The 23,955-nt window shown below is 70.2% G+C and carries 22 protein-coding genes; 11 read left to right on the top strand and 11 right to left on the bottom strand.

The genetic code is table 11. The annotated features are described in order from the left end of the window. Complete coding sequence (locus ABF401_RS12030; protein ID WP_353509804.1) at positions 1-333, bottom strand: hypothetical protein; 333 nt, start codon at positions 331-333, stop codon at positions 1-3. Positions 334-493: 160 nt separating this feature from the next. Continuing rightward, on the bottom strand, positions 494-1,534 hold the full coding sequence (locus ABF401_RS12025; RefSeq protein WP_353509803.1) for a GNAT family N-acetyltransferase: 1,041 nt from the start codon (positions 1,532-1,534) through the stop codon (positions 494-496). 239 nt (positions 1,535-1,773) lie between these two features. Between ABF401_RS12025 and thrS the strand changes: the two genes are divergently transcribed. Both thrS and msrA read left to right on the top strand, forming a co-directional pair. Beyond that, complete coding sequence (gene thrS, locus ABF401_RS12020; protein WP_353509802.1) at positions 1,774-3,024, top strand: threonine--tRNA ligase; 1,251 nt, start codon at positions 1,774-1,776, stop codon at positions 3,022-3,024. A 115-nt stretch (positions 3,025-3,139) separates the two neighbouring features. After that, complete coding sequence (gene msrA / locus ABF401_RS12015) at positions 3,140-3,847, top strand: peptide-methionine (S)-S-oxide reductase MsrA (RefSeq protein ID WP_353509801.1); 708 nt, start codon at positions 3,140-3,142, stop codon at positions 3,845-3,847. A 76-nt stretch (positions 3,848-3,923) separates the two neighbouring features. On the opposite strand, the gene ABF401_RS12010 is transcribed toward msrA, so the two are convergent. Together ABF401_RS12010 and ABF401_RS12005 are read right to left on the bottom strand one after the other, a co-directional pair. Then, positions 3,924-6,839 (bottom strand): helix-turn-helix transcriptional regulator, encoded by a 2,916-nt coding sequence (locus ABF401_RS12010; protein ID WP_353509800.1) that lies wholly within the window; start codon positions 6,837-6,839, stop codon positions 3,924-3,926. Positions 6,840-7,007: 168 nt separating this feature from the next. Further along, the gene (locus ABF401_RS12005) at positions 7,008-7,289 is read right to left on the bottom strand and encodes a hypothetical protein (RefSeq protein WP_353509799.1); all 282 of its coding nucleotides are present in this window, start codon (positions 7,287-7,289) and stop codon (positions 7,008-7,010) included. Positions 7,290-7,370: 81 nt separating this feature from the next. Between ABF401_RS12005 and ABF401_RS12000 the strand changes: the two genes are divergently transcribed. Continuing rightward, entirely contained in the window at positions 7,371-8,255 is an 885-nt protein-coding gene (locus tag ABF401_RS12000) for a LysR family transcriptional regulator (protein WP_353509798.1), read from the top strand. 150 nt (positions 8,256-8,405) lie between these two features. On the opposite strand, the gene ABF401_RS11995 is transcribed toward ABF401_RS12000, so the two are convergent. Beyond that, positions 8,406-9,515: a CapA family protein gene (locus ABF401_RS11995; RefSeq protein WP_353509797.1), complete on the bottom strand. Its 1,110-nt coding sequence runs from the start codon at positions 9,513-9,515 to the stop codon at positions 8,406-8,408. Between the two features lie 36 nt (positions 9,516-9,551). Here ABF401_RS11995 and ABF401_RS11990 point away from each other — a divergent pair, with 36 nt between their 5' ends. Both ABF401_RS11990 and ABF401_RS11985 read left to right on the top strand, forming a co-directional pair. Continuing rightward, entirely contained in the window at positions 9,552-10,013 is a 462-nt protein-coding gene (locus ABF401_RS11990) for an SRPBCC family protein (protein ID WP_353509796.1), read from the top strand. Then, entirely contained in the window at positions 10,010-10,480 is a 471-nt protein-coding gene (locus ABF401_RS11985) for a GNAT family N-acetyltransferase (RefSeq protein WP_353509795.1), read from the top strand. The genes ABF401_RS11990 and ABF401_RS11985 overlap by 4 nt, the downstream gene beginning before the upstream one ends. Positions 10,481-10,500: 20 nt before the next feature. On the opposite strand, the gene ABF401_RS11980 is transcribed toward ABF401_RS11985, so the two are convergent. From ABF401_RS11980 to ABF401_RS11970, 3 genes are all read right to left on the bottom strand, one after another. Further along, on the bottom strand, positions 10,501-12,531 hold the full coding sequence (locus ABF401_RS11980) for a M13 family metallopeptidase (RefSeq protein ID WP_502908230.1): 2,031 nt from the start codon (positions 12,529-12,531) through the stop codon (positions 10,501-10,503). Positions 12,532-12,627: 96 nt separating this feature from the next. Continuing rightward, positions 12,628-13,197, bottom strand: a complete 570-nt coding sequence (locus tag ABF401_RS11975) for a hypothetical protein (protein ID WP_353509793.1) — start codon at positions 13,195-13,197, stop codon at positions 12,628-12,630. Further along, on the bottom strand, positions 13,194-14,525 hold the full coding sequence (locus ABF401_RS11970) for a PspC domain-containing protein (protein ID WP_353509792.1): 1,332 nt from the start codon (positions 14,523-14,525) through the stop codon (positions 13,194-13,196). The genes ABF401_RS11975 and ABF401_RS11970 overlap by 4 nt, the downstream gene beginning before the upstream one ends. Positions 14,526-14,650: 125 nt before the next feature. Between ABF401_RS11970 and ABF401_RS11965 the strand changes: the two genes are divergently transcribed. Continuing rightward, a complete protein-coding gene (locus tag ABF401_RS11965) occupies positions 14,651-16,087 on the top strand; it encodes an ATP-binding protein (RefSeq protein WP_353509791.1) in 1,437 nt (478 codons plus the stop codon). Then, positions 16,084-16,779, top strand: coding sequence for a LuxR C-terminal-related transcriptional regulator (locus ABF401_RS11960; protein ID WP_353509790.1), 696 nt, complete (start codon positions 16,084-16,086; stop codon positions 16,777-16,779). Before ABF401_RS11965 ends, ABF401_RS11960 begins: the two co-directional genes overlap by 4 nt. 87 nt (positions 16,780-16,866) lie before the next feature. Here ABF401_RS11960 and ABF401_RS11955 read toward each other — a convergent pair whose 3' ends face one another. Continuing rightward, a complete protein-coding gene (locus tag ABF401_RS11955; protein WP_353509789.1) occupies positions 16,867-17,682 on the bottom strand; it encodes an alpha/beta fold hydrolase in 816 nt (271 codons plus the stop codon). A 73-nt stretch (positions 17,683-17,755) separates the two neighbouring features. Here ABF401_RS11955 and ABF401_RS11950 point away from each other — a divergent pair, with 73 nt between their 5' ends. The 4 genes from ABF401_RS11950 to ABF401_RS11935 all read left to right on the top strand — a co-directional run bounded on the left by ABF401_RS11950 (position 17,756) and on the right by ABF401_RS11935 (position 21,602). Further along, positions 17,756-18,715 carry an SDR family NAD(P)-dependent oxidoreductase gene (locus ABF401_RS11950; protein WP_353509788.1) on the top strand — a complete coding sequence of 320 codons (960 nt, stop codon included), beginning with the start codon at positions 17,756-17,758 and terminating at the stop codon, positions 18,713-18,715. Positions 18,716-18,743: 28 nt separating this feature from the next. Beyond that, positions 18,744-19,691 (top strand): TIGR03619 family F420-dependent LLM class oxidoreductase, encoded by a 948-nt coding sequence (locus ABF401_RS11945; protein WP_353509787.1) that lies wholly within the window; start codon positions 18,744-18,746, stop codon positions 19,689-19,691. Then, positions 19,688-21,154 carry an MFS transporter gene (locus ABF401_RS11940; RefSeq protein ID WP_353509786.1) on the top strand — a complete coding sequence of 489 codons (1,467 nt, stop codon included), beginning with the start codon at positions 19,688-19,690 and terminating at the stop codon, positions 21,152-21,154. The genes ABF401_RS11945 and ABF401_RS11940 overlap by 4 nt, the downstream gene beginning before the upstream one ends. 76 nt (positions 21,155-21,230) lie before the next feature. Beyond that, positions 21,231-21,602 carry a Rieske (2Fe-2S) protein gene (locus ABF401_RS11935; protein WP_353509785.1) on the top strand — a complete coding sequence of 124 codons (372 nt, stop codon included), beginning with the start codon at positions 21,231-21,233 and terminating at the stop codon, positions 21,600-21,602. Positions 21,603-21,783: 181 nt separating this feature from the next. On the opposite strand, the gene ABF401_RS11930 is transcribed toward ABF401_RS11935, so the two are convergent. Both ABF401_RS11930 and ABF401_RS11925 read right to left on the bottom strand, forming a co-directional pair. Continuing rightward, a complete protein-coding gene (locus ABF401_RS11930) occupies positions 21,784-22,077 on the bottom strand; it encodes a hypothetical protein (protein ID WP_353509784.1) in 294 nt (97 codons plus the stop codon). Positions 22,078-22,233: 156 nt separating this feature from the next. Further along, positions 22,234-23,955, bottom strand: a 1,722-nt coding sequence (locus tag ABF401_RS11925; RefSeq protein ID WP_502908229.1) for a DEAD/DEAH box helicase, incomplete at its 5' end; no start/stop codon positions are given.

Genomic DNA, 23,955 nt, shown 5'->3' with positions numbered 1-23,955 from the left:
TCAGCCGTGGCTGGGTCCGTCGTCGGAGCCGTGGCCACCGGAGCCGCCTCGGTTGCCGCCGTGGTCATCGCCGGGCTCACTGGTGCGGACCCGGTCGCCGCCGTGGTCATCGCCCGGCTCAGACGTGGGGGTCCCGGTTGCCGGCGTCGGCGTTCCGGTTGCCCCCCGGTCGTGACTGTCGTCCCCGCTGTCGTGCGTCGGCGTGATCACCTGTCCGGATGGCGGCACCGGCGCCGGCACGGACTGCGAGAAGGTCGCGTTGCCAGCCAGCCCGACGCCGGCGGGGATGAAGGCTGCCGCGGCCACGAGGCCCAAGAGGAGTGTTCGACGCATTGGAGTGGTCCTTTCACAACGGATTCTGACAGGGCGCTGCGTGAGACGCAGGTTCCGGAGAATCCCGGGTACCGGCGGGTCCCGCCTCGTGACTTCACCCTGCGCCCGGACCGAGGGCAGCCGCCATTGGGCGATGGTCCTAGTACCTTCGCGGAGGTCGTCACCCGGTCGTCGGCTGGACCCCACCCGTGGCGAGCTGCTTCTGCCACTCACGGCTGTAGCCGTCGACCGCGTAGCCGAGGGCCCGGTTCACCGCGAGCATGTGCGTGTTGGAGTCGGCGTTCCACGTCCGGATCGCCTGCACCGTCGGCAGCGCCTCCGTGAGCACGAGCGCGTTGGCCGCCTTGACGCGGGCGCCGAGGCCGTGACCGCGATGCTCGCGCAGCACGAGGGTGTCCTGCTGGTAGGCCCGGTCCAGGCTCTCGGGCGACACCTCGACCCGTGTGAAGGCCACGAGAGCGCCGCTCGCCTGATGGCGCGCGACGGACTCGACGACCCGGCGCCCACTGGCCCGGATGGCCTCGTGCGCCTCGCGGACCCGCTCCGCGTCCCAGGCCTCCTCCTCCCAGTCGAGGTCGTCAGTCGGCGCGTCGGTGCTCATCCGCTGGGTCAGGACCGCGCGGTCCTCGAGCCAGGACTCGGGAAGGTCGTCGACGCAGCTCTCGATCAGGTAGCCGGCTGCCCCTGGAGCGTCGATGATCGCCTGCAGGAACACCCCATCGGCCGGGAGCGCCATCTCGCTGCGCAGCATCGTCTGGGCGATGGCGTAGCCACGACGCCGTGCGAAGTCCTCCGCGAGGTCTGTGCCGTCGCCGGCCCACTCGGTCTCCGTGAGGAAGGTCGACCGACCGTGCTCCATCCCAAGACGCTCCGCCTCGGTCACCAGAGCGGACCCGATGCCCCTCCCCCGGGCGCTCGCGACCACCGCCGGCCAGAAGACTGCGAGCCGTAGGTTGTCCCGAAGCGGCATCATCACACGAAGCGCGCCGACCATCTCGCGGCCCGACCACGCCGCCAGGGCCAACCGCGTCGAGTCCGTCCGTCGCTGCAGGCCCCGCAGCTCTTCGACGGTCCACTCACTGCCCTTGTCGCCGAAGAGCTCGTCCTGGATCGCGTTGTACACCGCCGCCCAACGCTGGACGTCGTGCGTCTGCGCATCGTCGAGCAGGTCGATCGGCCGGATCTCGAAGGAAGCGTCCACACGCCGAGTCTGTCGACCCGGCCCGGCACCCAGCGAGCGAATTGTCGAAAACCGGTGAGCGGCACGCGTCCACGTCGGTATCCTGACCCGTATGGAGCGCCACGTGCAGACGACGACGCCGGATCCCTCCGGCGCACTGTTGGACTGAGCTGCCGCACCCGCTCGTCACCACCCGCCCCGGAGTCGACTCCGGGGCGTTGTCGTCTCCGCGGTCGACTCACCGACCTGAAGGGACCGACATGAACGACGACAACGACCACAGGGACCTCGGCCGCGACCTCGGCGTGTTCGCCACCGACCCGCTCGCGGGGTCCGGGCTACCCCTCTGGCTGCCCGACGGTGCCGTCATCCGCGCGGAGCTGCAGCGCCTCGCCAAGGACCTGGCCCACCGTGACGGGTGCGTCGACGTCTACTCACCCGTCCTCGGCAAACGGGCCCTCTTCGAGCGGTCCGGGCACCTGGGCAAGTTCAGCGACGACATGTTCCCCGCGATGCGGCTCGGCGACGAGGCGGCGGACGACGAGCTGGTGCTCAGACCGGCGAACTGCCCACACCACGCGCTCATCTACGCGGCCGCCAGCCGCTCCCATCGCGAGCTGCCCCTGCGCCTCAACGAGCTGGGCGCGATGTTCCGCGCCGAGCGGTCCGGTGTCGTGTCGGGGCTGAGCCGCGTGCGTCAGATCCACCTCGATGACACCCACGTCTTCTGCCGACCGGACCAGGCGGGCGAGGAGGCGGCCCGCGGTCTGAGGACCGCCATCGAGGCGCAGCGCATCCTGGGGCTGCCCGTCGACTGTGTGCGGTTGTCGATGCGCGACGACTCCGACGCGTGGCTCGGAGGTCGGGAGCAGTGGCGCGAGGCCGAAGCCGCACTGCGGGATGCTGGGCAGGCCGTCCTCGATGACGCGGGCCTGCGGCTCGTCGAGGCGCCCGGCGAGGCCGCGTTCTACGGCCCCAAGTTCGACCTGCAGGTCCGTGACGGCCGCGGCCACGAGGAGACCATCGCCACCGTGCAGCTGGACTTCAACCTGCCGGAGCGCTTCGACCTCACCTACCACGGCGCGGACGGCGAACGGCACCGCCCAGTCATGCTCCACCGCGGGACCGTCGGTTCCATGGAGCGCGTCGTCGCGGCGTTGCTCGAGCGGTACCGGGGACGGCTGCCGCTCTGGTTGGCACCGGTCCAGGTCGCGGTGCTGCCGGTGTCCGAGGCCCAGGACTCCGTGGCGCGAGCCTTGGTCGACGCCTTGCACGGCAAGGGGATCCGCACCGAGCTGCGATGTGACGACTCGCTGGGGGCACGGGTGGCAGACGCGCGCCGCCGCCGGGATCACCTCATCGCCGTGATCGGGCAGCGCGAGTCAGCGGACCGTGCCGTCCAGGTGACCGACGTGGCCGGCGACCACCGCGAGACCGTACCCGTCCAGGTGCTCATCGACCGGGCCGTCGAGGCCCGGGACGGTCGGCTGCCACTCGTCCGCTGGGCGTGACGCCCGGCCGCCGGGGCGGAGGACACGCTGGGCGCCGGCCCAGCGGCATACGGCACGGTCGTGCGACGTTAGATGGACGTAAGTGCACTGACACGACCACAGAGGTGACACTGGGATGGTGTTCGTATTCGGCAAGAGGACCACGATGCCCGCTCGCGACGAGGCGCTGCCCGGCCGCGACCACCGGCCCTTCACGGTCAGCCCCACCCACGTTGTGCTCGGCACCCCGCTCGAGGGGCCGTGGCCCGCGGGGTCTGAGGTGCTGTACGTGGCGATGGGGTGCTTCTGGGGGGTGGAGCGGATCTTCTGGCGGCAGCCCGGGGTCATCAACACCTCCGTCGGCTACATGGGCGGCTACACGCCCAACCCGACCTACGAGGAGACGTGCACCGGCCTCACTGGCCACGCCGAGACGGTCCGGGTGGTCTACGACCCCGAGCAGACCTCACCCGAGCTGCTGCTCAAGGCCTTCTGGGAGAACCACGACCCGACGACGGCGAATCGGCAGGGCAACGACATCGGCACCGCCTACCGGTCGGCGATCTACTGGACGACGCCGGGCCAGCGGACGGCCGCGGAGACCACCAGGGACGCCTTCCAGCAGGTGCTGCACGACAATGGCTACGGCGAGATCACCACGGAGATCCGGTCCGCCGAGGACGCCGGGCCGTTCTACCTCGCCGAGGACTACCACCAGGGCTACCTGCACAAGAACCCGGGCGGCTACTGCAACCACGGTCCCAACGGGATGACCTGCCCGGTCGGGATCGTCCGCCAGGACCAGCTCCCGTCCCAGCAGGAGATCGCGCCTCCGGCGCAGTGAGCCGTATGCCGCTGGGCGCGGTCTCGCGACCCAGCCCGGCGGGTGCCCTCCCGCTCCCGCGGAATGCGGAGATGGCCTATTCGAGCCCAAGCCTGCGGGCCAGCTCGGCGAGCTCGATCCGGCTCGAGGTGCCCGTCTTGCGCAGCAGGTTGGAGACGTGGACGCTGACCGTCTTCTCGCTGATGAACAGCGCTCGGGCGATCTCGGCGTAAGTTCGCCCCGCGACGAGATGCCGCAGCACTTCTGACTCGCGTTGAGTCAGACCCGCGAAGGCAGGTGGGCCCTGGACGTCGGGATGAGCCGTGAGGGGCTCCAGGAGCGAGATGTGGCTCTGCTTGGCCAGCGCCTCCACGTCGGCCGTGACCGGGACGGCGCCGAGCTGCGCTGCAATTCGGCCGGCGTCGCGCAGCGCCGAGGCCGCCTGGGCGCGGCTTCCCTTCATGGTCAAGAGGGACTGGGCCAGCCGATAGGCGCACAGGGCCTGTTCCCACGGGAGTCCTGCCGCCGCGCAAGCAGCCATCGCGTCCGCCCACAGCTCCGGTCGGCGGGCGCCTCCGTCGCGGCAGCGGGCCGACTCGGCTGCGTAGATCGCGGCCCACGCAGGGTGGGTCAGGTCGTCCGGCGTTCTCGCTGCGAACGGTGTGTCCGCACGAAGTCCCACGAGCTCGTCGAGCCACGCGACAGCCGTGTCCTGCTCGCCCGGTTTGGCGGCGAGGTCTGCAGCGGCCCGCGCCGCCCACACGAGCAGCTCGTCCGCGCCGTCGTCGTCCACCGACCGCAAGGCGGGCATCGCCTCAGCCATGAGCGAGAGGGCATACACCTGGTCACCCATCGCAAGGGCGACTCGCGTCTCCGCCGAAACGAACGGGTCGAACACGAGGCGGCGCTGTGGTGACAGTTCCCGCGCCCGGGTCAGGTGCTGGCTCGCCGCCGAGAGGTCGCCGGCCCGAGCCGCAAGGTCAGCGGCGACTCGCCGCAGGTCGGCTCCGCGGGAAGAGGGGATCCGGTGGCCAAGCGCCTCCCGCAGCAGATCGCGTGCCTCGGCCCAGCGACCGATGTCGAGCAGGTACTGGGCGACTGCCGGCAGTACCGGGATCGTCTCGTAGATCGACCCGGTCGCCATGAGGTCCCGAACGATGTCCAGCGACCTCTCGGCAGCACGGCTTCGCTGACCCAGACTCCCCAGACAGTTGACCAGGCAGCCCGTGGCGATGGTCAGGAGGAGCCGATCACCGGAGGCCCGGGCGTGGACCACCGCCTCCTCGGCATCCTCCAGCCCTTCGGACGTTTCGTACTCCAGCTGGGACCGATAACCAAGGGCCCAGGCCAAGGCCTCCTCCGACCCGCTGCTCCGGGCCACCCGCACGGACTCGGCGGCTCGATCCGCCGCCGCACGATAACGGCCGCCCTTGATCTCGGTGATCGCCAGCTTGGCGAGGGCGATGGCGCGCTCGGGACTGTCGGGCGCCGCCTCCGTCAATGTCAGCATCTCCGGCTCGACCCAAGCGAACCTGTCATCGTCCGCCAGGGCCTGGAGGGTGGCCAGGTGGATGTGCAGACGCGCGGCATCCAGCGGTTGAGTCAGCCGGTCGACGAGCCGCAGCGCCTCCTCCCGCAGCTCGAGCGCCAGCAGGAACCGGCCAGCCCGGACGGCGCTGTCGCTGGCGCGCCCCACGAGCCGGAACCGGTCGCCATCGATCCCGCGACGAGCAGGACTGACCCGCGGCCAAAGCCGACACGCGCGTTGCAGGTGCTCGAACTCCTCGGACCAAGCGAACAGCGCGGCCGCCGCTTCCGCCGCGCGAAGCGACCACTCAAAGGCCGCGTTGTGATGGTGCGCCCCGTCATGGTGCAGCGCGAGATGCGCAGCCCGCGCCGCGGGCGGCGCATCATCGGCGTCCACCCACATCCGGGCGTACTCGCCATGGATGTCCCGCAGCTCACCCGGCGACAGAGTGGTCAGGAGCACCTCGCTCAAGAGGGGGTGGTGGAACCACACTTCCCCGGCGGCGTTCACCGAGCCGATCCCGCCGGAGACGAGCTCCTGGACGCAGCTGCGGAACACGTCGCGCGAGCCTTGGTGGGCCACCACCAACTGCTCGAGAACCGACCGGTCCACCGGGCGCCCACCGACGGCCAAGAGCTGCGCCACCTCACGTGCGGGTGCGTCGAGACGGTGCCAGGATGCCAGGAGCGCATCCCTGATCCCGCCATCGGCGGTGAGGTCCGGCCCCGGCGCGAGCGCGAGCAGCTCGGTGAAATAGGGATTGCCCCGGGACCGCTCGAACACCGCGCCTCCGCGTGACACCGCATCCTCGTCCCCGCAGAGGTGGGCGACCAGCTCCTCGGTCTCCTGGAGGCCAAGAGGCTCCACCTGCACCTCGCCGACACCGGGCTGGCGGCGGACGTCGGCCAGCCAGCCACGCAATCGGTGACCCTCGTGCAGCTCCGTGTCGCGGTAGGTCGCGAAGAGGCCCACGTGCTGACCCGGTCCGAACCCGGCCACGAGGTAGGCAAGCAGGTCCAGTGAGGTCGTGTCGGCCCACTGCAGGTCATCGATGACGAGGACGGTCGGGGCCTGCTCGCAGATTCGCTCCAGGACCGTGGCCAGAAGCGGGATGAGCCGCCCCTCGTCGCCCTCGGTTGGCTCGGCGATGATCGGCGCGACCGTGGCCAGCTTCGCCGTGGGAAGGTCACGCAGGACCTTGCTCCGCTCGCCCTCGCCTGCCTGTCGGAACCATTGCGTCAGGAGTTGACCGACCGGCTGGAACGAGGACTCGGCCGTGCCGAACCGGAGGCACCTTCCCCACAGCGCTCGGGCACCACGCAGCTCGCCCCGCGCCATCGCTTCCGTGACGAGCCGGGTCTTGCCGACTCCCGCCTCACCGTGGATGAGGACCGCGGACGGCGATCCCGTGGCCGCGGACTCGATCGCCGAGGCGAGCTCCGACAGCTCGGAGTCTCGCCCGACCAGAACGGTCCGACCCCCCATGTGCACATTGTCGTCCCGATCCACACTCCGCCGGGGGTGATCGCCAACCTTGCGCTGGGAGCGAGCCCAGCGGCATACGGCATGGGTGTTGCTCGCAGACGGCGGTGCCCGGCAACGGCGCCGCCCAGGGCGGCAGATTGCGGCCCGGCGCCGTGAGGCGTAGGCCGCTCAGCTGGCTCGCGCGCGAGTCTCGACTCCGGCGTGGCCCCCCTGGCGAACCCGCCCACGCCGGTCGTTCAGCTCGATGGGCTTGGTGCTGGGGCGCGCGGCCTGCGTGGCGCTCCCGGCCGGTGCCTCGGCGCTCTGCGAGAGGAAGAGCAGGTCAGAGGCGACGCGGTCGAGGTCACGGTCGATGACCTTCGACCACGTGCTTCCCGCGAGATGGCCGCGCCTCCGTGATGCGGCCCAGTCGCGCAGCGAGCGGAGGGAAGGAAGGCGGGTCTTCGACATGGTTCTATCATTCGACATCGAACGAATAAGCACAAGCGATGTTTTCTGGATGACCCTTAAGGAATTCTGTAGGATCGCCACATGCTGGACACCCATCGGATCCGGGTCTTTCGTTCCGTCATGGCGAGCGGGACGATCCAGGCCGCCGCGGACAATCTTGGCTACACGGCGTCGGCCATCAGCCAACAGATCTCCGCACTGCAGAAGGAGACCGGCCTGACGCTCTTCGAGCGAGAGGGCCGAGGGTTGTCGCCCACCCCTGCCGCGCGGGCCCTCGTCGCGCAGACCAACGACCTCATGGGCGAGCTCAGCCGGCTCGACGGTGTCATCGCCGACCTGCGCGAAGGTCGGTCGGGTCGCCTGACCATCGGCTACTTCGCCTCAGCCGGGGCCGAGTGGATGCCAACGCTGGCACGGCACCTCGCCAGGGAACTGCCCAGCCTGACACTTGAGCTCGTCCTCAACGAGATCCCGAGACGCGGCGGCGGTCCCCTCGACCTCGACATCGTGATGGAGTTCCCGGGCAGCCAGGACCCTCCCGGGTCGCGCCGGGTGCCGCTCCTGGTCGATCCGTACGTGGCGCTCGTGCCGGCCGACCATCACCTCGCCGACGCATCGGAGGTGACGCTGCCCGAGCTCGAGGGCGACACGTGGATCAGCAGCGACCTGCCCAACGCGATCGGCTCCAAGATCCTCATTGCAGCGTGTGAGTCCGCGGGATTCCAACCGCGTTTCGCCGTGCAGGCCCAGGACCACTACACCGGCATCGCCTTCGTCAGAGCCGGCGTCGGCATCTCGGTGATCCCGCGTCTCGCGGCAGCCGTGATCCCTCCCGAAGCCGATATCCGAGTGCTGAACATCGCCCCGCCACAGCCGATTCGGCACATCGTGGCCGTCATTCGCGACCCCGCCGGCAACCCGGCCACCAACCGCGCTGTCGAGCTGCTCCGCGAGCTCATCGGCTGAACAGCGGCCGCACACTCGAGAGCGTGGCCACCTCCGCTCCCACTCCTGCAACACGCCCGGCGCCTCGAAACTCACCACGGTTGCTTCAGGGCCGGTTTCGCATTGCCGGGCGTGTTGCGGGGCTACCGGGAGTCGAGTGGGGACGAGCGACTACCCGACGGGCACGGTGAGACGGTCATCCACCAGCTGCACGCGCGTTCCGAGACTGCGGCACGCTCTGTCGAGCACGGTGGCCAGCCAACGGGTTTCCTCACCAGTTGCATGCTCGAGGCGGAGCCGACGACTGCGGAAGGGGACGAGCTGGAGCTCCTCCAGCCGTCCGCTTGCCGCATCGAGCGTCGCCAGGTGCAGGACGCGCACGTCGCCGCGGTACTCCTCATACCCCCCGATGCCCTCGTAGTCGTTGACGAGGTCGCCGCAACCGTGCAGGACGAGGCCATCGCCTGCCAGCTCCACAGGCCGGACGTGGTGCGACGAGTGGCCGACCACCACGTGCACCCCTCCGTCGATGAGGCGTCGGGCGAAGGTGCGATGGCTCCGAGGGACTTCGTAGCCCCAGTTCGAGCCCCAGTGGATCGACACGACCCGGATGTCCCCGGGGCCGCTCGCGGTGAGCAGGTGCTCGATGACGCGGTCGGCTGCCACTCGGTCCAGGTCGTCGACGAGGGCGACTCCAGGCCTAGTGCGATGAGCCCGCCAGTGGCGCGGCACTCCGCTCGACGAGTGGGCCACGCAGAGGACGTCGATCCGGCGCCGGCCCTCGTCGACCGGGATGACGGCCGGTGACCAGGCGGCCCTCTCGTCCCGACCGGCTCCGGCCGCCTGGAGCCCGGATGCCTCGAGCGAGTCAAGCGTGTCCAGGAGTCCCCGCTGCCCATGGTCGAGGACGTGGTTGTTCGCGAGCCCCCACGCGTGCACCCCGGCCACCTGAAGCACGGCGAGGTTCGCCGGCGACATGCGGTAGAGCACCGCCTTGCCTCGCTCCCGGACCTCGCACCGCGTCACGCTCGTCTCGAGGTTCATGAGCCGCACCGCGGATGGTGTCTCGTCCATCACCGCCAGGACGTCACCCCAGGGGTACTCCGGCCCGACGGGACGCGGGACCGGACCGCCCACGTGCTCAGCCAGGGCGACATAGTCTCGGGCGTCCTTGGCGTATCGCTCGGTCAAGGTCGGATCACCCGGGTGGGCGAGGATCTGGTCGATCCCTCGACCCGTCATGACGTCTCCGGCGAGCACCAGTCGGACGTGGTCGCCCATCCACCAAGGCTAGGCCGGGCGTGACAGGATCGGCGCATGGCCAAGGAGTTCAGAATCAGCCGTTCGACCACCATCGCGGCTCCGCCCGAGCGAATCCTCCCCCTCATCACGACGCTGCGGGAGTGGCAGAAGTGGTCGCCGTGGGAGGGCCTGGACCCCAACCTCGAGCGGAAGTACGCCGGCCCGGAGTCCGGCACTGGAGCGACCTACGCGTGGCGGGGCAACAGCAAAGCGGGTCAAGGCCGCATGGAGATCGTTGACGTCGGTGCGGATCGCGTCGGTATCGACCTCGTCTTCGCCGCCCCCATGAAGGCGCACAACCGGGTGGACTTCGAGCTGACGCCGGCACCTGCGGGCACGCAGGTCGACTGGGTCATGACGGGCCCGCAGAACCTCGTCATGCGGGTCATGAGCACGTTCTACTCGATGGAGAAGATGATCGGGCCCGACCTGGAGAAGGGCCTCAGGCAGCTCAAGCAGGCAGCTGAGTCCGCATGACGCCCCTCCCGGACGGCGCCGACCTGCTCATCCGACCGGCCACCGCGGAGGACATTGGCGCCATCGTCGACCTCCTCGCGGACGACCCGTTGGGCAGCGCACGTGAGACGACGGATGATCTCGCGCCCTACGAGGCCGCCTACGCGCGCGTTGCGGCCGACCCCGGCCAGCACCTCGTCGTCGCCGAGCGCGCCGGCCGCATCGTCGGCACCCTGCAGCTCACCGTCATCCCGGGCCTGTCGCGGCGCGGCGCCACGAGGTCGATCATCGAGGCGGTCCGTGTCGCCTCGACCGAGCGCGGGTCCGGCCTCGGCACGACGCTCCTCGAGTGGGCTGTCGAGCAGTCGCGCCGGCTGGAGGTCGAGCTGGTGCAGCTCACCTCTGACGCCACCCGGACCGACGCCCACCGCTTCTATGAGCGGCTGGGCTTCGTCAAGTCCCACGTCGGCTTCAAGCTCGCCCTCTGAGCCGCCTGGCCGGCGCGCGGTCAGAAGATGCGGACGCGTTCCTCCTCCGGGAGCCACATGCCGTCGCCCGGCTCGACGCCGAAGGCCTCGTGGAACTCGGTGACGTTGCGGACTGCGTTGCCTCGGACGTCGATCGGTGCGTGCGGGTCGACGGCGAGCAACCGGATCGCCTCGGCGTCGCGGGCCTTGCCCTTCCAGACCTGCGCCCAGCCCACGAAGAACCGCTGGGCCCCGGTGAAGCCGTCGAGGTCCGACATCCCTGACCCCTCGGTGGCGATCCGGTAGGCCGCATAGCCGATCTGGAGCCCGCCGAGGTCGCCGATGTTCTCGCCGACGGTGAGGGCGCCGTTGACCTTGTGTTTCGGCTCGAGGCCCAGCGGGGTGTAGCCGTTGAACTGTTCGATGAGACGCTGCGCCAACGCGTCGAACCGCTCCCGATCCGCCTCGGTCCACCAGTCGCGCAGCGCGCCAGTCCCGTCATAGCGGGACCCCTGGTCGTCGAAGCCGTGGCCGATCTCGTGCCCGATGACGGCACCGATGCCGCCGTAGTTCACGGCGTCGTCGGCCTCGAGGTCGAAGAAGGGCGGCTGCAGGATGGCGGCCGGGAAGACGATCTCGTTCATCGTGGGCATGTAGTACGCGTTGACCGTCTGCGGCAGCATGAACCACTCGGTGCGGTCGATCGGCTTGCCCAACTTGGCGAAGTTGCGGTCCACCTCGAACTCCGTTGCCCGACAGACGTTGCCGACGAGATCCGTGGCATCGATCTCGATGGCCGAGTAGTCCCGCCACACCTCGGGATAGCCGATCTTGGCGACGAACTTGTCGAGCTTGTCCAGAGCCTCCTTGCGGGTCTCCTCCCCCATCCACTCGAGCGAGGCGAACGAGCGCCGGAAAGCCTCGACGAGATTGGCGACGAGGTGCTGCATCCGCTCCTTGGCCTCGGGCGGGAACCACCGCTCGGTGTAGAGCTGGCCGACCGCCTCACCGACCGCGCTCTCGACGACGGCAACCCCGCGCTTCCACCGCTCCTTGATCTCGGGCTGCCCCGAGAGTGTCCGCCCGTAGAAGTCGAAGTCCTCGTCGACGAGGGCCTTTGGAAGCAGGCCGGCGAAGGTGCTGACGACGTGGAAGGTGAGCCAGGCCTGCCAGTCCTCGAGCCGTACGTCGCCCAGGGCGCGCCCGAGCTCCGTGACGAAGCTCGGCTGCCGGACGACGACCTTCTCGATCGACCCTTCAGGCGCCTTCATGGCGGAGAACCAAGTGTGCCAAGGGAACTCCGGCGCCAGCGCCTCGGCCTCAGCCAAGGAGTACGCGTTGTAGGTCTTCACGGCGTCACGGTTGGCGACCTTGTCCCAGTGGTGCAGGGCAAGGCGCGTCTCGAGGGCCATGATGCGCGCCGCCTTGTCCGCGGCCTCCGGGATGCCGGCCAGACCGAGCAGCCGCTCGACGTGCCCGACGTAGGCGACGCGAATGTCCGCGTACGTCTCCTCGCGGTAGTACGACTCGTCCGGCAGACCCAGGCCCGCCTGCTCGAGGTAGACCGCGTACTGCTCGGGCGCACGCTGGTCGGGGCTGACGTAGAGGGCGAGCAGCCCCGTCACCCCGACGCGGTGCAGGCGCCCGAGCGTCGCGGCGAGCGCATGGACCGAGTCGATTCCTGCGACCTCGCCGAGGATCGGCAGGAGCGGCGCCAGCCCGAGCTCCTCGACCCGCTCGGTGTCCATGAAGCTCGCGAACAGGTCGCCGACCTGCCGCTTCGCTGAGCCCTGCCCCCCACCCTCGCCGGTGCCGGCCTGAGCGGCGGCCTCCTCGATGAGCTGGTGGACCCGGGTGGTCGACTGCTCGCGAAGCAGGTCGAAGGCCCCGAAGCGAGCGCGGTCCGCGGGGATCTCCGTCGTGTCGAGCCACATGCCGTTGACGAAGCGGAAGAGGTCGTCCTCCGGCCGGACGGTGCGGTCAAGGCTGGCGAGGTCAATGCCGGAGCGCGAGATCACGTGGACTCCTTCGTCGCGTCGTGGCTGGGTCGGTGTCGTCCTGCGGACCTGCATACCGTATGCCGCTGGGCTGGCTGCCCACGAACGGCCGCCTCCCAGCCCGCCCGGCTCACGAACCCGGTGGCCGAGGCGACGGGACGACGAGCGTCATCAGTGGTCGTCCCGACCCCGGCCCCCCGCGATGATGCCGACGAGACCCACGATGAGCAGGAGACCGCCGAACGAGCCGAACATCATCGGGCCCACCGCGCGCAGGTTGAAGTCGGCACCGGCGAGGTTCGTGACCAGGACGAAGCCGGCGACGATGATGCTGAGCAGGCCCAGCATGATCGTCATCGGCAGCGGACCCCGGCGGACGGTGACCAGGCCCGGGCTCCTCGACGGCGCCCACTGCGGGGGTGCAGCGGCCGCGGGCGGAGACGGTGGCGGCATCATCTGGAGCTGTGGCCGCGGCGACGACTCGTCGTCCGGGTGCGGGGCATCGTCCGGGACCGGCGTCGCGGGCTCCACCCTGAAGGGCGCCGGGCCCGGAGTGGCGGGGTCGTGCTGGTTCATGGCCGTTCCTGTGGTCTCGATCTGCTGCGTCGCTGGAGGTGCGATGCTCTGAGTGTCCGACGAGTCGATGCGGTGAGGATCGAGGTCGCCATCCGCCGGCGTGTCCACCTGCTCGATGTGGAGCGTAGTGTCGTCGCGCCTCTCGTCGGGGTCATGCGCGTTCACTGGCTCGCTCCTGTCTCAATCGTGATCTGGCCCAGTCCCACCTCGGCGTCGACGACGATCTCCTCAGGCGCGTTCTTGGCGCCATAGGTGAAGGTCTCGGCGAGGAAGGTGCCGCTGCGGCTGGTCGACAGGCCGCCCTCGTTGCTGTCGTTGGCGACGATCTCGCCGGCCCGACCGGTGGCGTTGACGGTGACCCGCACGCCCTCCGGGACGACGAGGTTCAGCTCGCCCATGCCGACGACTGCCTTCACGGTCTCGACGCCCTCCGCCGCGTGGTCCGCGCCGGTGAGGTCCACCTTCAGGTTGCCCATTCCGAGCTGGAAGCTGTCGGTGCCGCTCAGGGCGGGAGGCGCGTAGGTGCGCTCACCGACCGAGAAGGGCTGGGTCAGGCCGTGCGGCATGACGCTCGTGAACACTGCGGCCATCATGGCGGTGACGGCGAAGGGCGCGAGCCAGCCCGATCGGCGTCCGACGATCCCGGCGATGACGATGCCGAGGCCGAGAACCGCGAGGCCGGAGGCGATCGCGACCGCCAGGTGGCTGCCCTGCCACGCGAGGCGCTCTGCCGCGTTGAGGACCCCCACCGAGGTGAGGATGGCGGCACCGAGCACGAGCAGGCCGGCGGCGAAACCGATGCCCCGGGATCGCTCCCGCGGTGGAGTCGGAACCGCAACGGTCACCGGTGTGGTCGGACTTCCGGAGGGCGGTGGCCAGCTGGCCGCGCCGGCGTTCGCTGCTGCGTTACCCGTGGACTGGCCGGTCGATCCCGTGGCTGCGGTGGGACCGCCGGAGCTGCCCGGCGCCGCGCTGGACGACTCGCCTGCAGTAGCGGTCGGGGGGGCGCCACCCTGCGGACTGCTGGTCCACGGGGCGGAGCGGAGCAGGTCCCTGCCGGTGTCCGTGCGGGTCAGGAACCACCAGGTGCCGACCGCGAGAGCGGCGAAGCCGAAGAACCGGAAGCCGCCGCCCTGGTCATTGCCGAACCAGGGCCCACCGCTGAAGAGGATCACGACCGTGACGATGAGAAGGAAGATCGAGTGGCCCTCGCCGTACTTGAGCGCCTGCTCCAGCGAGATCCGGCCACGCTCGTCCGGCATGAGAAGCCAGAGGACGAAGTAGACGGCCAGCCCCATTCCGAAGAGGAGGCCGAGGAGGATGAACGCGGCCCGGACGACCAAGGGGTCGATGCCGAGTCGCCGGGCGAGCCCGGACGCGACCCCGGCGAACCACCGGCCATCCGAGGCCCTGGCGATGCCCGGACGGCGCAGGGCGTCGTACAGGCCGTCGAGGCCGGGTCCCTTCGAGTTGGGGTCAGTCTGCTGCTTCATGACTCAAGGTTCTCTCCGGACGCGAGCCACCAGCCATGCGGGTCGACCCTGAAGTGACCCTGAAGTGTGCCTGAAGACCCCTCGGCTGGTCGCCGTCACGCGCTGGGTTGGGTCAGGATGGAGGTGTGACCACGAGAACCGACCCCGGCGAGGCGATGCCGCATCCCCCGATCTTGCGGACGCCGGCTCCACGACCGCCGCTCGTGCGACCGACGAGTGGGCGCCTCATCGGCGGAGTGGCGGCCGGACTTGCCGCCCATCTCGGGGTCCCCGTCAAGGTGATCCGGATCGTCTTCGTCGCGACCTCGATTCCTTTCGGCGCCGGCCTCGCGGTCTACGCATTCCTGTGGGCCACCATGCGGGAGGGCTCCCTCTCCCCCGCGCCCTCACCCGGCGACCCGGCACCGGCGGGAGCCTCAGCCGGAGCGACCCCCGGACAGCCGACGGCCACGTCGCCGACCGAGGGCAACGGGCCTCCGACGCTCAAGTCAGTCAAGCGATGGCTCCGCAGCGGCAACGAGGCGGTCGTCGTCACCCTCCTCGGCGTCCTGGCCCTGGCTATCGCAGCCGCCCTGTGGATGGGCAGTGCCGGCATCGGCATCGAGCCACACGTCCTGCTCCCCATCGTCGCGATCGTCATCGGGACCATCTTCTTCTGGTCGCAGCTCGACGACGCGGATCCCATCGGCGCTCGCCGGCCGGTCAAGTGGATCTGGCTCGTCGTCGGCCTCTCCTTCACCACGCTCGGCCTCGTCGGGCTGCTCATCGGCCAGACCGACGTGGGACAGATCTGGCAGGTGGTCGGCGCGGTGCTCGCCGCCCTCGTCGGCGTGGCCGTCCTCGCCGCCCCGTGGATCCTGCGCCTCTGGACCAACCTCCGGGATGAGCAGGCCGCGCGCATCCGGGCCACCGAGCGGGCCGACATCGCGGCGCACCTGCACGACTCGGTGCTGCAGACCCTGGCCCTGATCCAACGACGTGCCTCCGACCCCGCCACAGTGGCGCGACTCGCCCGCGCCCAGGAGCGCCAGCTGCGGACGTACCTCTACGACGAAGACGCACGCGCCGGCACCCTCGGGGCCGCGCTGACCTCCGCCCTCGAGGAGATCGAGGACCTCCACGGCGTGCCGGTCGAGCTCGTCGTCACCGGCGACCGGCCGATGGACGAGCACCTCGATGCCCTCGTCAAGGCGGTGCGCGAGGCCGCCTGGAACGCCGTGCGCCACGCCGAGCCGCCGATCACCGCCTACGTCGAGGTGGGACCCACCGCGGTCGAGGCCTTCGTGCGCGACCACGGCAAGGGCTTCGACCTCACGGACGTGCCCGACGACCGGGCGGGGGTGCGGGAGTCCATCATCGGGCGCATGGAGCGTCACGGCGGCTCTGCGGCGATCCGACGCCGAGCCGACGGCACGGAGATCGAGCTCCGGCTGCCGGTCACCGAGCCGTCCCGGACCCCACCCACGAACGGCAGCTCGACCGGGACGAGCTCTGCCGGCAGCGACCCCGGCCGGGGCACCGACTCCGGCCGTTCACCCGAACCGCAGGAAGAGACGCCATGACCGCGCCGCGCACGATCCGCATCGTCCTCGTCGACGACCACCACATGTTCCGCACCGGAGTGCGAGCCGAGCTGACCAGCACACCCAGCCCAGCGGCATACGGCCTGGAGATCGTCGGCGAAGCCGGCGCCGTCGAGTCGGCGACCACGGTGATCAAGGAGACCAAGCCGGACGTCGTCCTCCTCGACGTCCACATCCCGGGCGGCGACGGGCACGGCGGCGCCGACGTCATCCGTGCCTGTGCCGGAGTGCAGACGGAGGCGGGACAGCCGGTGCGGTTCCTCGCCCTGTCGGTGTCCGACGCGGCCGAGGACGTCATCGCCGTCATCCGGGCAGGGGCTCGCGGCTACGTGACGAAGACGATCAACGCCAACGAGCTGCTCACGGCGATCGGGCGAGTGGCCGACGGTGACGCCGTGTTCAGCCCACGGCTGGCCGGCTTCGTGCTCGATGCCTTCGGCGCCGCGGCGGGTGAGGTCGCCGAGATCGACGAGGAGCTGGACCGGCTGTCGGCCCGCGAACGCGAGGTCATGCGGCTCATCGCCCGGGGCTACCAGTACAAGGAGGTCGCCAAGGAGCTGTTCATCTCGGTGAAGACCGTTGAGACGCACGTGAGCTCGGTCCTCCGCAAGCTGCAGCTCAGCTCCCGGCACGAGCTCACCGCCTGGGCGATGGGCCGCCGCCTCCTCTGACGATCGAGTGAACAGCTCTCGGGGCACCGTCCCGATCGAGTGAACAGCTTCCGGCCCGGAAGCTGTTCACTCGATCGGCGGTGAGGGTCAGGTTGCGCGGGCGAGGACGCGCTGCAGGGCGCCCACCATGATGTCCGGCGCCTCGGTGTGCACCCAGTGGCCGGCGCCCTTGATGGTGAACTGCCGGGTGAGGGGGAAGTAGCGCCGCATGGTGTCGCCGTCCTCGGGCTGGATGTAGGGAGAGTCCCCTCCTGCTATCCACAGAACCGGTCCGTCGAAGGGCGGCAGCTCGTCGACGGACTCCGGCCAACCCGCGATGCGCGACTCGTGGCCGATCGCTGCATCCGCAGCGAAGAGGTCGAGGTTCGCCTGCCAGTGCCACCGAGTGCCGTCTCGACGCAGGTTCTGGAGGAGGAAGGCCTTGACCCCGGGGTTCGGCTCGTCGAAGCGCGCCTCGGCGTCGGCGCGGCTCTGGATCTCCTCGAGAGGCAGACCGAGCATCTCGTCGATGTAGCCCTGGAAGCGCTCGAGCGAGCCGTAGTCCTTGGGGGCGATGTCGACGACGACGAGGTGGTCGACGAGGTCGGGGTGCTGGAGGGCGAGGACCATCGCCGTCTTGCCGCCGAGCGAGTGGCCCACGAGGGTCCAGGTCTCCCCGGGCGCGGTCGCCCGCAGGGTCGCGGCAACGGCGTCGGCGTAGGACTCGAAGGAGAACTCCTCGGTCCAGGGCGAGCGGCCGTGGTCGGGCAGGTCGATGAGCAGGCACCGGGCGCCCGTACCGTTCCGGCCCGCCAGAGCCTTGGCGATCTGGTTCCAGTTGCGTCCCTGCCCGAAGAGCCCGTGCAGAAAGGCGATGCGCGGACCGGCCGTGCCGACGGACAGCGTGTTGAGGCGGGTCGTCATGAAGCGGAGCCTAGGCGACGGCACGCCCGGCAAGCGCGTGACACCGGACCGACCGACAGGGTAAGGAGAGACCATGACCAGCCAACCTGTTGCACTCGTCGTCGGGGGCTCGCGCGGTCTCGGACTCATCATCGCCACGGAGCTCGTCCGGCGTGGCCGCCGCGTCGTCATCGCCGCGCGCACCGAGCCAGACCTCGCCGATGCCGTGGCCCAGCTCGGCGGATCCGCCGTCGCCGAGAGCCGGGTCTGCGACGTGCGCGACCGCGAGTCGGTCCGCCGGCTGGTCGAGGACGTGGAGGCCTCGGTCGGGCCGATCGAGACCGTCATCACCGTGGCCGGCATCATCCAGGTCGGCCCGCTGGAGTCGATGACGTTCGAGCACTTCGAGGACGCGGTCAACACGATGATGTGGGGCCCGATCAATGTGGCCCTCACCGTCCTGCCACACCTTCGCGAGCGGGGCCGAGGGCACATCGGCACGGTCACATCGATCGGCGGCATGGTGTCCCCACCTCACCTGCTGCCCTATGCGACAGCGAAGTTCGGCGCCGTCGGGTTCTCGGACGGGTTGGCCGCCGCCCTGCAGGGCACGGGCGTCACGGCGACGACGATCGTCCCCGGTCTGATGCGGACCGGGTCCCATGAACGCGCCGGCTTCGTCGGGGACGCGGCCAAGGAGTACGCCTGGTTCGGGCCGGCCGCGTCCATCCCGGGCCTCGCCGTGGACGCCGAGCGCGCCGCGCGGAAGATGGTCGACGCGGTCCTGTCCGGCAAGCCGACGCTGCTGCTCACGCCCCTCACCCATCTCGGGGTCCGCGTGCACGGCCTGATGCCGACCACAACGACGCGGGTCATGGGGCTGGCCAACCGCCTGCTGCCCAAGGCACCGCAGGAAGGCGGGTCGGAGCTGCTCGAGGGACATCAGGCGCAGCGCCGCCTCGACTCCCCGGTCGTCGACAAGCTGACCGCGTGGGGACGCGCGGCCGCCGAGCGCTTCAACGAACGACGCGGCGCCAGCTCCGTCACCCTCTGACCGACAGCCCTGACGCAGCATGGAGGGCATGGACCTCGGATTCGCGCTACCCGTCTCGGGTGCGTGGTCCTCCGCCGAGTCGGTGGGCATTGTCGCGCGAGGGGCCGAGTCGCTCGGCTACTCGTCGCTGTGGACGTTCCAGCGGCTGCTCCATCCGGCCCACCAGGACTGGGGCGCCGCCTACGTATCGGTCCAGGACCCCCTCGTCACCCTGGGCTATGCCGCAGCGCTGACCCAACGGGTCCGGCTCGGCATCGCGGTCCTCAACGCGCCCTACGTGCCGCCCATCGTGCTCGGTAAGCAGCTGACCACCCTGGACATCCTCAGCGACGGGCGTCTGGACGTCGGGCTCGGGCTCGGTTGGGCCGCAGAGGAGTTCGAGGCAGTCCGCATCGCTCGCTCAGAGCGGGTGGGCCGCACCGTCGAGGCGGTCGAATGCCTGAAAGCGATCTGGGGACCGGACCCCGTGCGCTTCGACGGCCGGTACGCCCACGTGCCCGAGGCCATCGTCCAGCCGAAACCGGTGCAGCAGCCGCACCCGCCGTTGCTCATGGGCGGCTCGGCCCCCACGGCCCTCGAGCGGGTCGGCCGCCTCGCCGACGGCTGGCTCACCTCGAGCCGACAGGACCTGCGCCGCGTCGGCCAGGACATCGACACGGTGCGGACAGCTGCAGAGCAGGCTGGCCGGGATCCCGCAGCGCTGCGGTTCATCGTGCGCGGCGTCGTCCGGCTGGGCTCCCAGGTCACGGACCGGGATGGGCGCCGACGCCTGCTCACCGGGTCCATCGACCAGGTGCGAGGGGACCTTCACCGGCTCGGTGACCAAGGCGTCACCGAGGTCTTCGTCGACCCGAACTTCAGCCCGGACGTCGTCTCGCCGTCGGTCGAACCAGCCCGGGCCCTCGGCACCGCCCTCGAGCTCCTCGAGCGGCTCGCCCCGTCCACCCGAGCCCCCGGGCACGAGGTGTCGACGTGACCGAGCCGGACCCCCGCAGGTGGCGAGCCCTCGCCGTCTGCCTCGTGGCGGGCTTCATGACGCTGCTCGACGTCAGCATCGTCAACGTCGCGCTCCCCTCGATCGAGGCCGGGGTCGGTGCCACCGAGAGCGACCTCCAATGGATCGTCTCGGGGTACGCGTTGACCTTCGGCCTCGTGCTCGTCGGGGCCGGGCGCACGGGAGATGCGATCGGGCGACGGACGATGTTCATCGCCGGCGTGCTCGTCTTCGGCCTGTCGAGCCTGGCGGCCGGCCTCGCGCCGAGCAGCGGGGTGCTCGTGGCTGCCCGGCTGTTCCAGGGGATCGGCGGCGGCCTGCTCAACCCGCAGGTCTCCGGCCTCATCCAAGAGCTGTTCAGTGGGCGGGAACGCGGTCGAGCCTTCGGCCTGCTCGGGGCAACCATCGGTGTGTCGACCGCGGTCGGCCCTGTCGTCGGCGGCCTCATCATCGGGCTGCTCGGCGTCGAGACCGGTTGGCGCTGGATCTTCTTCGTCAACCTGCCGATCGTCGTCGGGGCGGTCCTGCTCGCGCTCCGCTGGCTGCCGCCGCCGCGCCGGCGGCACGACGAGCGGCTCGACCTCGACCCGGTCGGCGTGGCCCTGCTCGGACTGGGGGTCGCGGCGCTCCTGCTGCCCCTCATCGAGCGAGGCCGCGGCGACGGGTTCTCCTTCCCCTGGTGGACCGGGCTCATCGGCGCGGGCCTCATCGCTGGGTTCGTCGCGTGGGAGAGCGCCTACACCGCCCGGGATCGCAGCCCGCTCGTCGAGCTCGCGCTCTTCCGGGTGCCGGGGTACCCGTCGGGCGCCACGGTCAGTGCCGTCTTCTTCGCCGGGTTCACCGGCATCTTCTTCGTGCTGACGATCTACTTCCAGCAGGCCCTCGGCTACTCCGCCCTCGGCGCGGGCCTCATGGTGACGCCGTATGCCGCTGGGTCGGCAATCGGGTCCGCGCTCGGTGGCCGCCTCGTGCACCGCTTCGGGCGGTTGCTCGTCACCGGTGGCCTGGTGCTCTCCCTCGTCGGGCTCGTCGCCGTGGACGTCGTGATCACCGAGGTGGACGGGACGGCCCTCCCGTGGGCCCTGGCCGGCCCGCTGCTGCTCGGCGGCCTCGGAAGCGGCTTCGTCATCTCCCCCAACATCACGCTGACTCTTCACGACGTCCCCGTCGATCGGGCCGGCACCGCGGCGGGGGTCCTGCAGACCGGGCAGCGCATCGGCACGGCCGCAGGGATCGCGCTCATCGGGGCCGTCTTCTTCGGCCTCGGCGCCGCATCGGGGGACTTCACGAACGCAGCCGCATGGGCGCTTCGTGTCGCCGCCGCAGTCATCTCTCTCGCGCTCATCGCCAGCGCGGTCGACCTGCGGACCCGTCAGCGGGAAGGCCGGGTCTCGCCTGAGGCCACGGAGGCCGGGAACCCAGCTCAGCGGCATACGGGATCGTGAATTTCATTGTTTGAGGTCCCGAATGGAGTGGGTAGGAGTTCACCTGCACGCAACACTCGAACGAGAGGAGAAGACCATGGCTACTCGCACTTGGGATGCCTGGACTTATCGGGAGAGCGCTGAGGTGACGGCCCGTGGGAAGGAACTGACGGGCTTCTCCGTGGAGGCCATCGACGGCCACATCGGCAAGATCGACCAGGCCACGATGGACGTCGGCAGCAGCTACGTTGTCGTCGACACGGGTCCGTGGATCTTCGGTCGGAAGGTCATGCTGCCAGCAGGGACCATCGACCGGGTCGACTGGAACGACGAGAAGGTCTATGTGGACCGGACGAAGGACCAGATCAAGGACTCCCCGGAGCTGACGGATGCAGATCTGGACAACCCGGAGTACCGGGACCGGCTCGGCACCTACTACGGCGACACGTACGACCGCACACAGCCCTGAGCACGTGAGGTAGCGCGACCGTTGTAGTCGTGAACGAAGCCCCGGTGGCGCGGCCCAACCGCGTCACCGGGGCTTCTCTCATTGAACGCTGCGGGGATGCCGCGCGAATGGCCAGCCAGCTCGGTGCCGGTCCAGCCCGGCCGTGCCGCTGGCACGGCCGGGCTGAGCCCCCCTCCTCCCCTCACGCGGTCACGGCGCCGTGTTCGTGCCTGGTCCGCATCACGACCGCCCCGGCCCCGGCCAGGGTGAGCCCTGCGAGAACCCCGAGCCCGAGCTCCGGGTACCCGAAACCATCGTCTGGCTGGACCAGAGCAGGGGTTTGGCGGACGGAGAGGGCCCTGTTGCCGACTGGATCCGGCAGCAGGACGTCTGGGGTCTGTCCGGCGGCGGCCGGGATGGCCGTCGTCAGGACGAGCAGGCCGCCGGCGGCGAGCGAGTGGGCGATTCTGGTCGTGCGCTTCGAGTGCGTGGTCATGGCTCTGCCTTCCGTGAGGGTGAGTTGGTCGGACAAGACCACTCTCGGCAGCACGGAGATTGGCAACATCGGGAGCCACCCCTCAGATTTCTCGACTTCCCCCTCAGATCTCCGCACGGGGTCGATGTCGAGCCGACGAAGCGGTCGCCGGCGACCTCAGCGACGCTTGCCGGCCTGGCGGTCGGGCCGGTCGTGCAGGCGGGGTCGCTCGTCTCGGCTCAGGTCGATGAGGCGGCCCGAGATGCGTGTGTCGCGGAGCCGTTGCCACGCCCCGGCGGGTAGCTCCGCGGGCAGTTCGACGAGCGAGAAGTCGCCGCGGATGTCGATCCGGCCGAAGTCCTCGCGCCCCAGGCCACCCTCGTTGGCAAGGGCGCCGACGATCTGGCGCGGCAGCACCCGATGGCGCTTGCCCACGTTGATGCGGTACGTCGCGAACCGTTGGCCGGCGCGCCCACGCGGGCCTCGGTCCGCCCGATCGCCGCGTGGCCTCCCGGCGGAACCGTCGTCTCGGCCACCCCGACGCGAGAGGGCGGGCTCGGGCTCCGGCTCGAGGAGCATCGGCTCGCCGCCCTGCTGGACGATGGCCAGCGCCGCGGCGACGTCCGCCTCGGGGACGTCGTACTCGTCGACGTAGTGGCCGATGACCTGACGGAAGAAGTCGAGATCGTCGCTGCCGAGGGCGGCCGTGATCGCGTCGTCGAACCGGCTCAGGCGCACCTCGTTGATGTCCTCGACCGTGGGCAGCTTCATCTCGGTGAGACCCTGTCGCGTCGCCTTCTCGATCGCCTTGAGCAGGTGCCGCTCCCGGGGCGTGACGAAGGAGATGGCGTCACCGCTGCGACCGGCGCGTCCCGTCCGGCCGATGCGGTGGACGTAGGACTCGGTGTCGGTGGGGATGTCGAAGTTGACGACATGGCTGATTCGCTCGACATCGAGGCCCCGGGCGGCGACGTCGGTGGCCACGAGGATGTCCAGCTTGCCGTTCCGGAGCTGGTCCACGGTCCGCTCGCGCTGCACCTGGGCGACGTCGCCGTTGATGGCCATCGCCGAGAACCCGCGAGCCCGCAGCCGCTCGGCGAGGGTCTCGGTCTCGTTCTTGGTCCGGACGAAGACGATCATCCCCTCGAAGTTCTCCACCTCGAGGATCCGGGTGAGGGCGTCGACCTTCTGGGGATAGCTGACGATGAGGTAGCGCTGCGTGATGTTCGGCGCGGTCGTCGTCTTTGCCTTGACGGTGACCTCGACCGGGTCGGTGAGGTACTTCTTCGAGATGCGGCGGATCTGCGCGGGCATCGTCGCCGAGAAGAGCGCGACGTGCTTGTCGTCTGGCGTGTCGGCGAGGATCGTCTCGACATCCTCGGCGAAGCCCATCTTGAGCATCTCGTCGGCCTCGTCGAGGACGAGGAACCGCAGCTCGCTGAGGTCGAGGGTGCCCTTCTCGAGGTGGTCCATGATCCGGCCCGGCGTGCCGACCACGACGTTGACGCCCCGGCGCAACGCGCTGAGCTGGACGCCGTAGCCCTGCCCGCCGTAGACCGGCAGCACGTGCACGCCTCGGAGGTGAGCGGCATACCTCTCGAACGCCTCGCACACCTGCAGGGCGAGCTCGCGAGTGGGAGCGAGCACGAGCGCTTGGGGCGTCTTCTGCTTGAGGTCGAGCTGCGCCAGGATCGGCAGCGCGAACGCGGCCGTCTTGCCGGTGCCCGTCTGCGCGAGCCCGACGACGTGACGGCCCTCGAGCAGCGCCGGGATCGTCGCAGCCTGGATCGGCGAGGGGTGCTCGTACCCGAGGTCACGCAGCGCCTTGAGGAGCCGCTCGTCGAGACCGAGGTCGGCGAAGGTCGGCTCGTCGCTGGGTTGCTCGGTCACGTCGGGGTC

This window comes from Intrasporangium sp. (assembly GCF_040414665.1).
Lineage (GTDB): Bacteria > Actinomycetota > Actinomycetes > Actinomycetales > Dermatophilaceae > Intrasporangium.
Note: the sequence above shows the minus strand (reverse complement) of the source record. Positions and strands in the feature narration are given on the sequence as shown.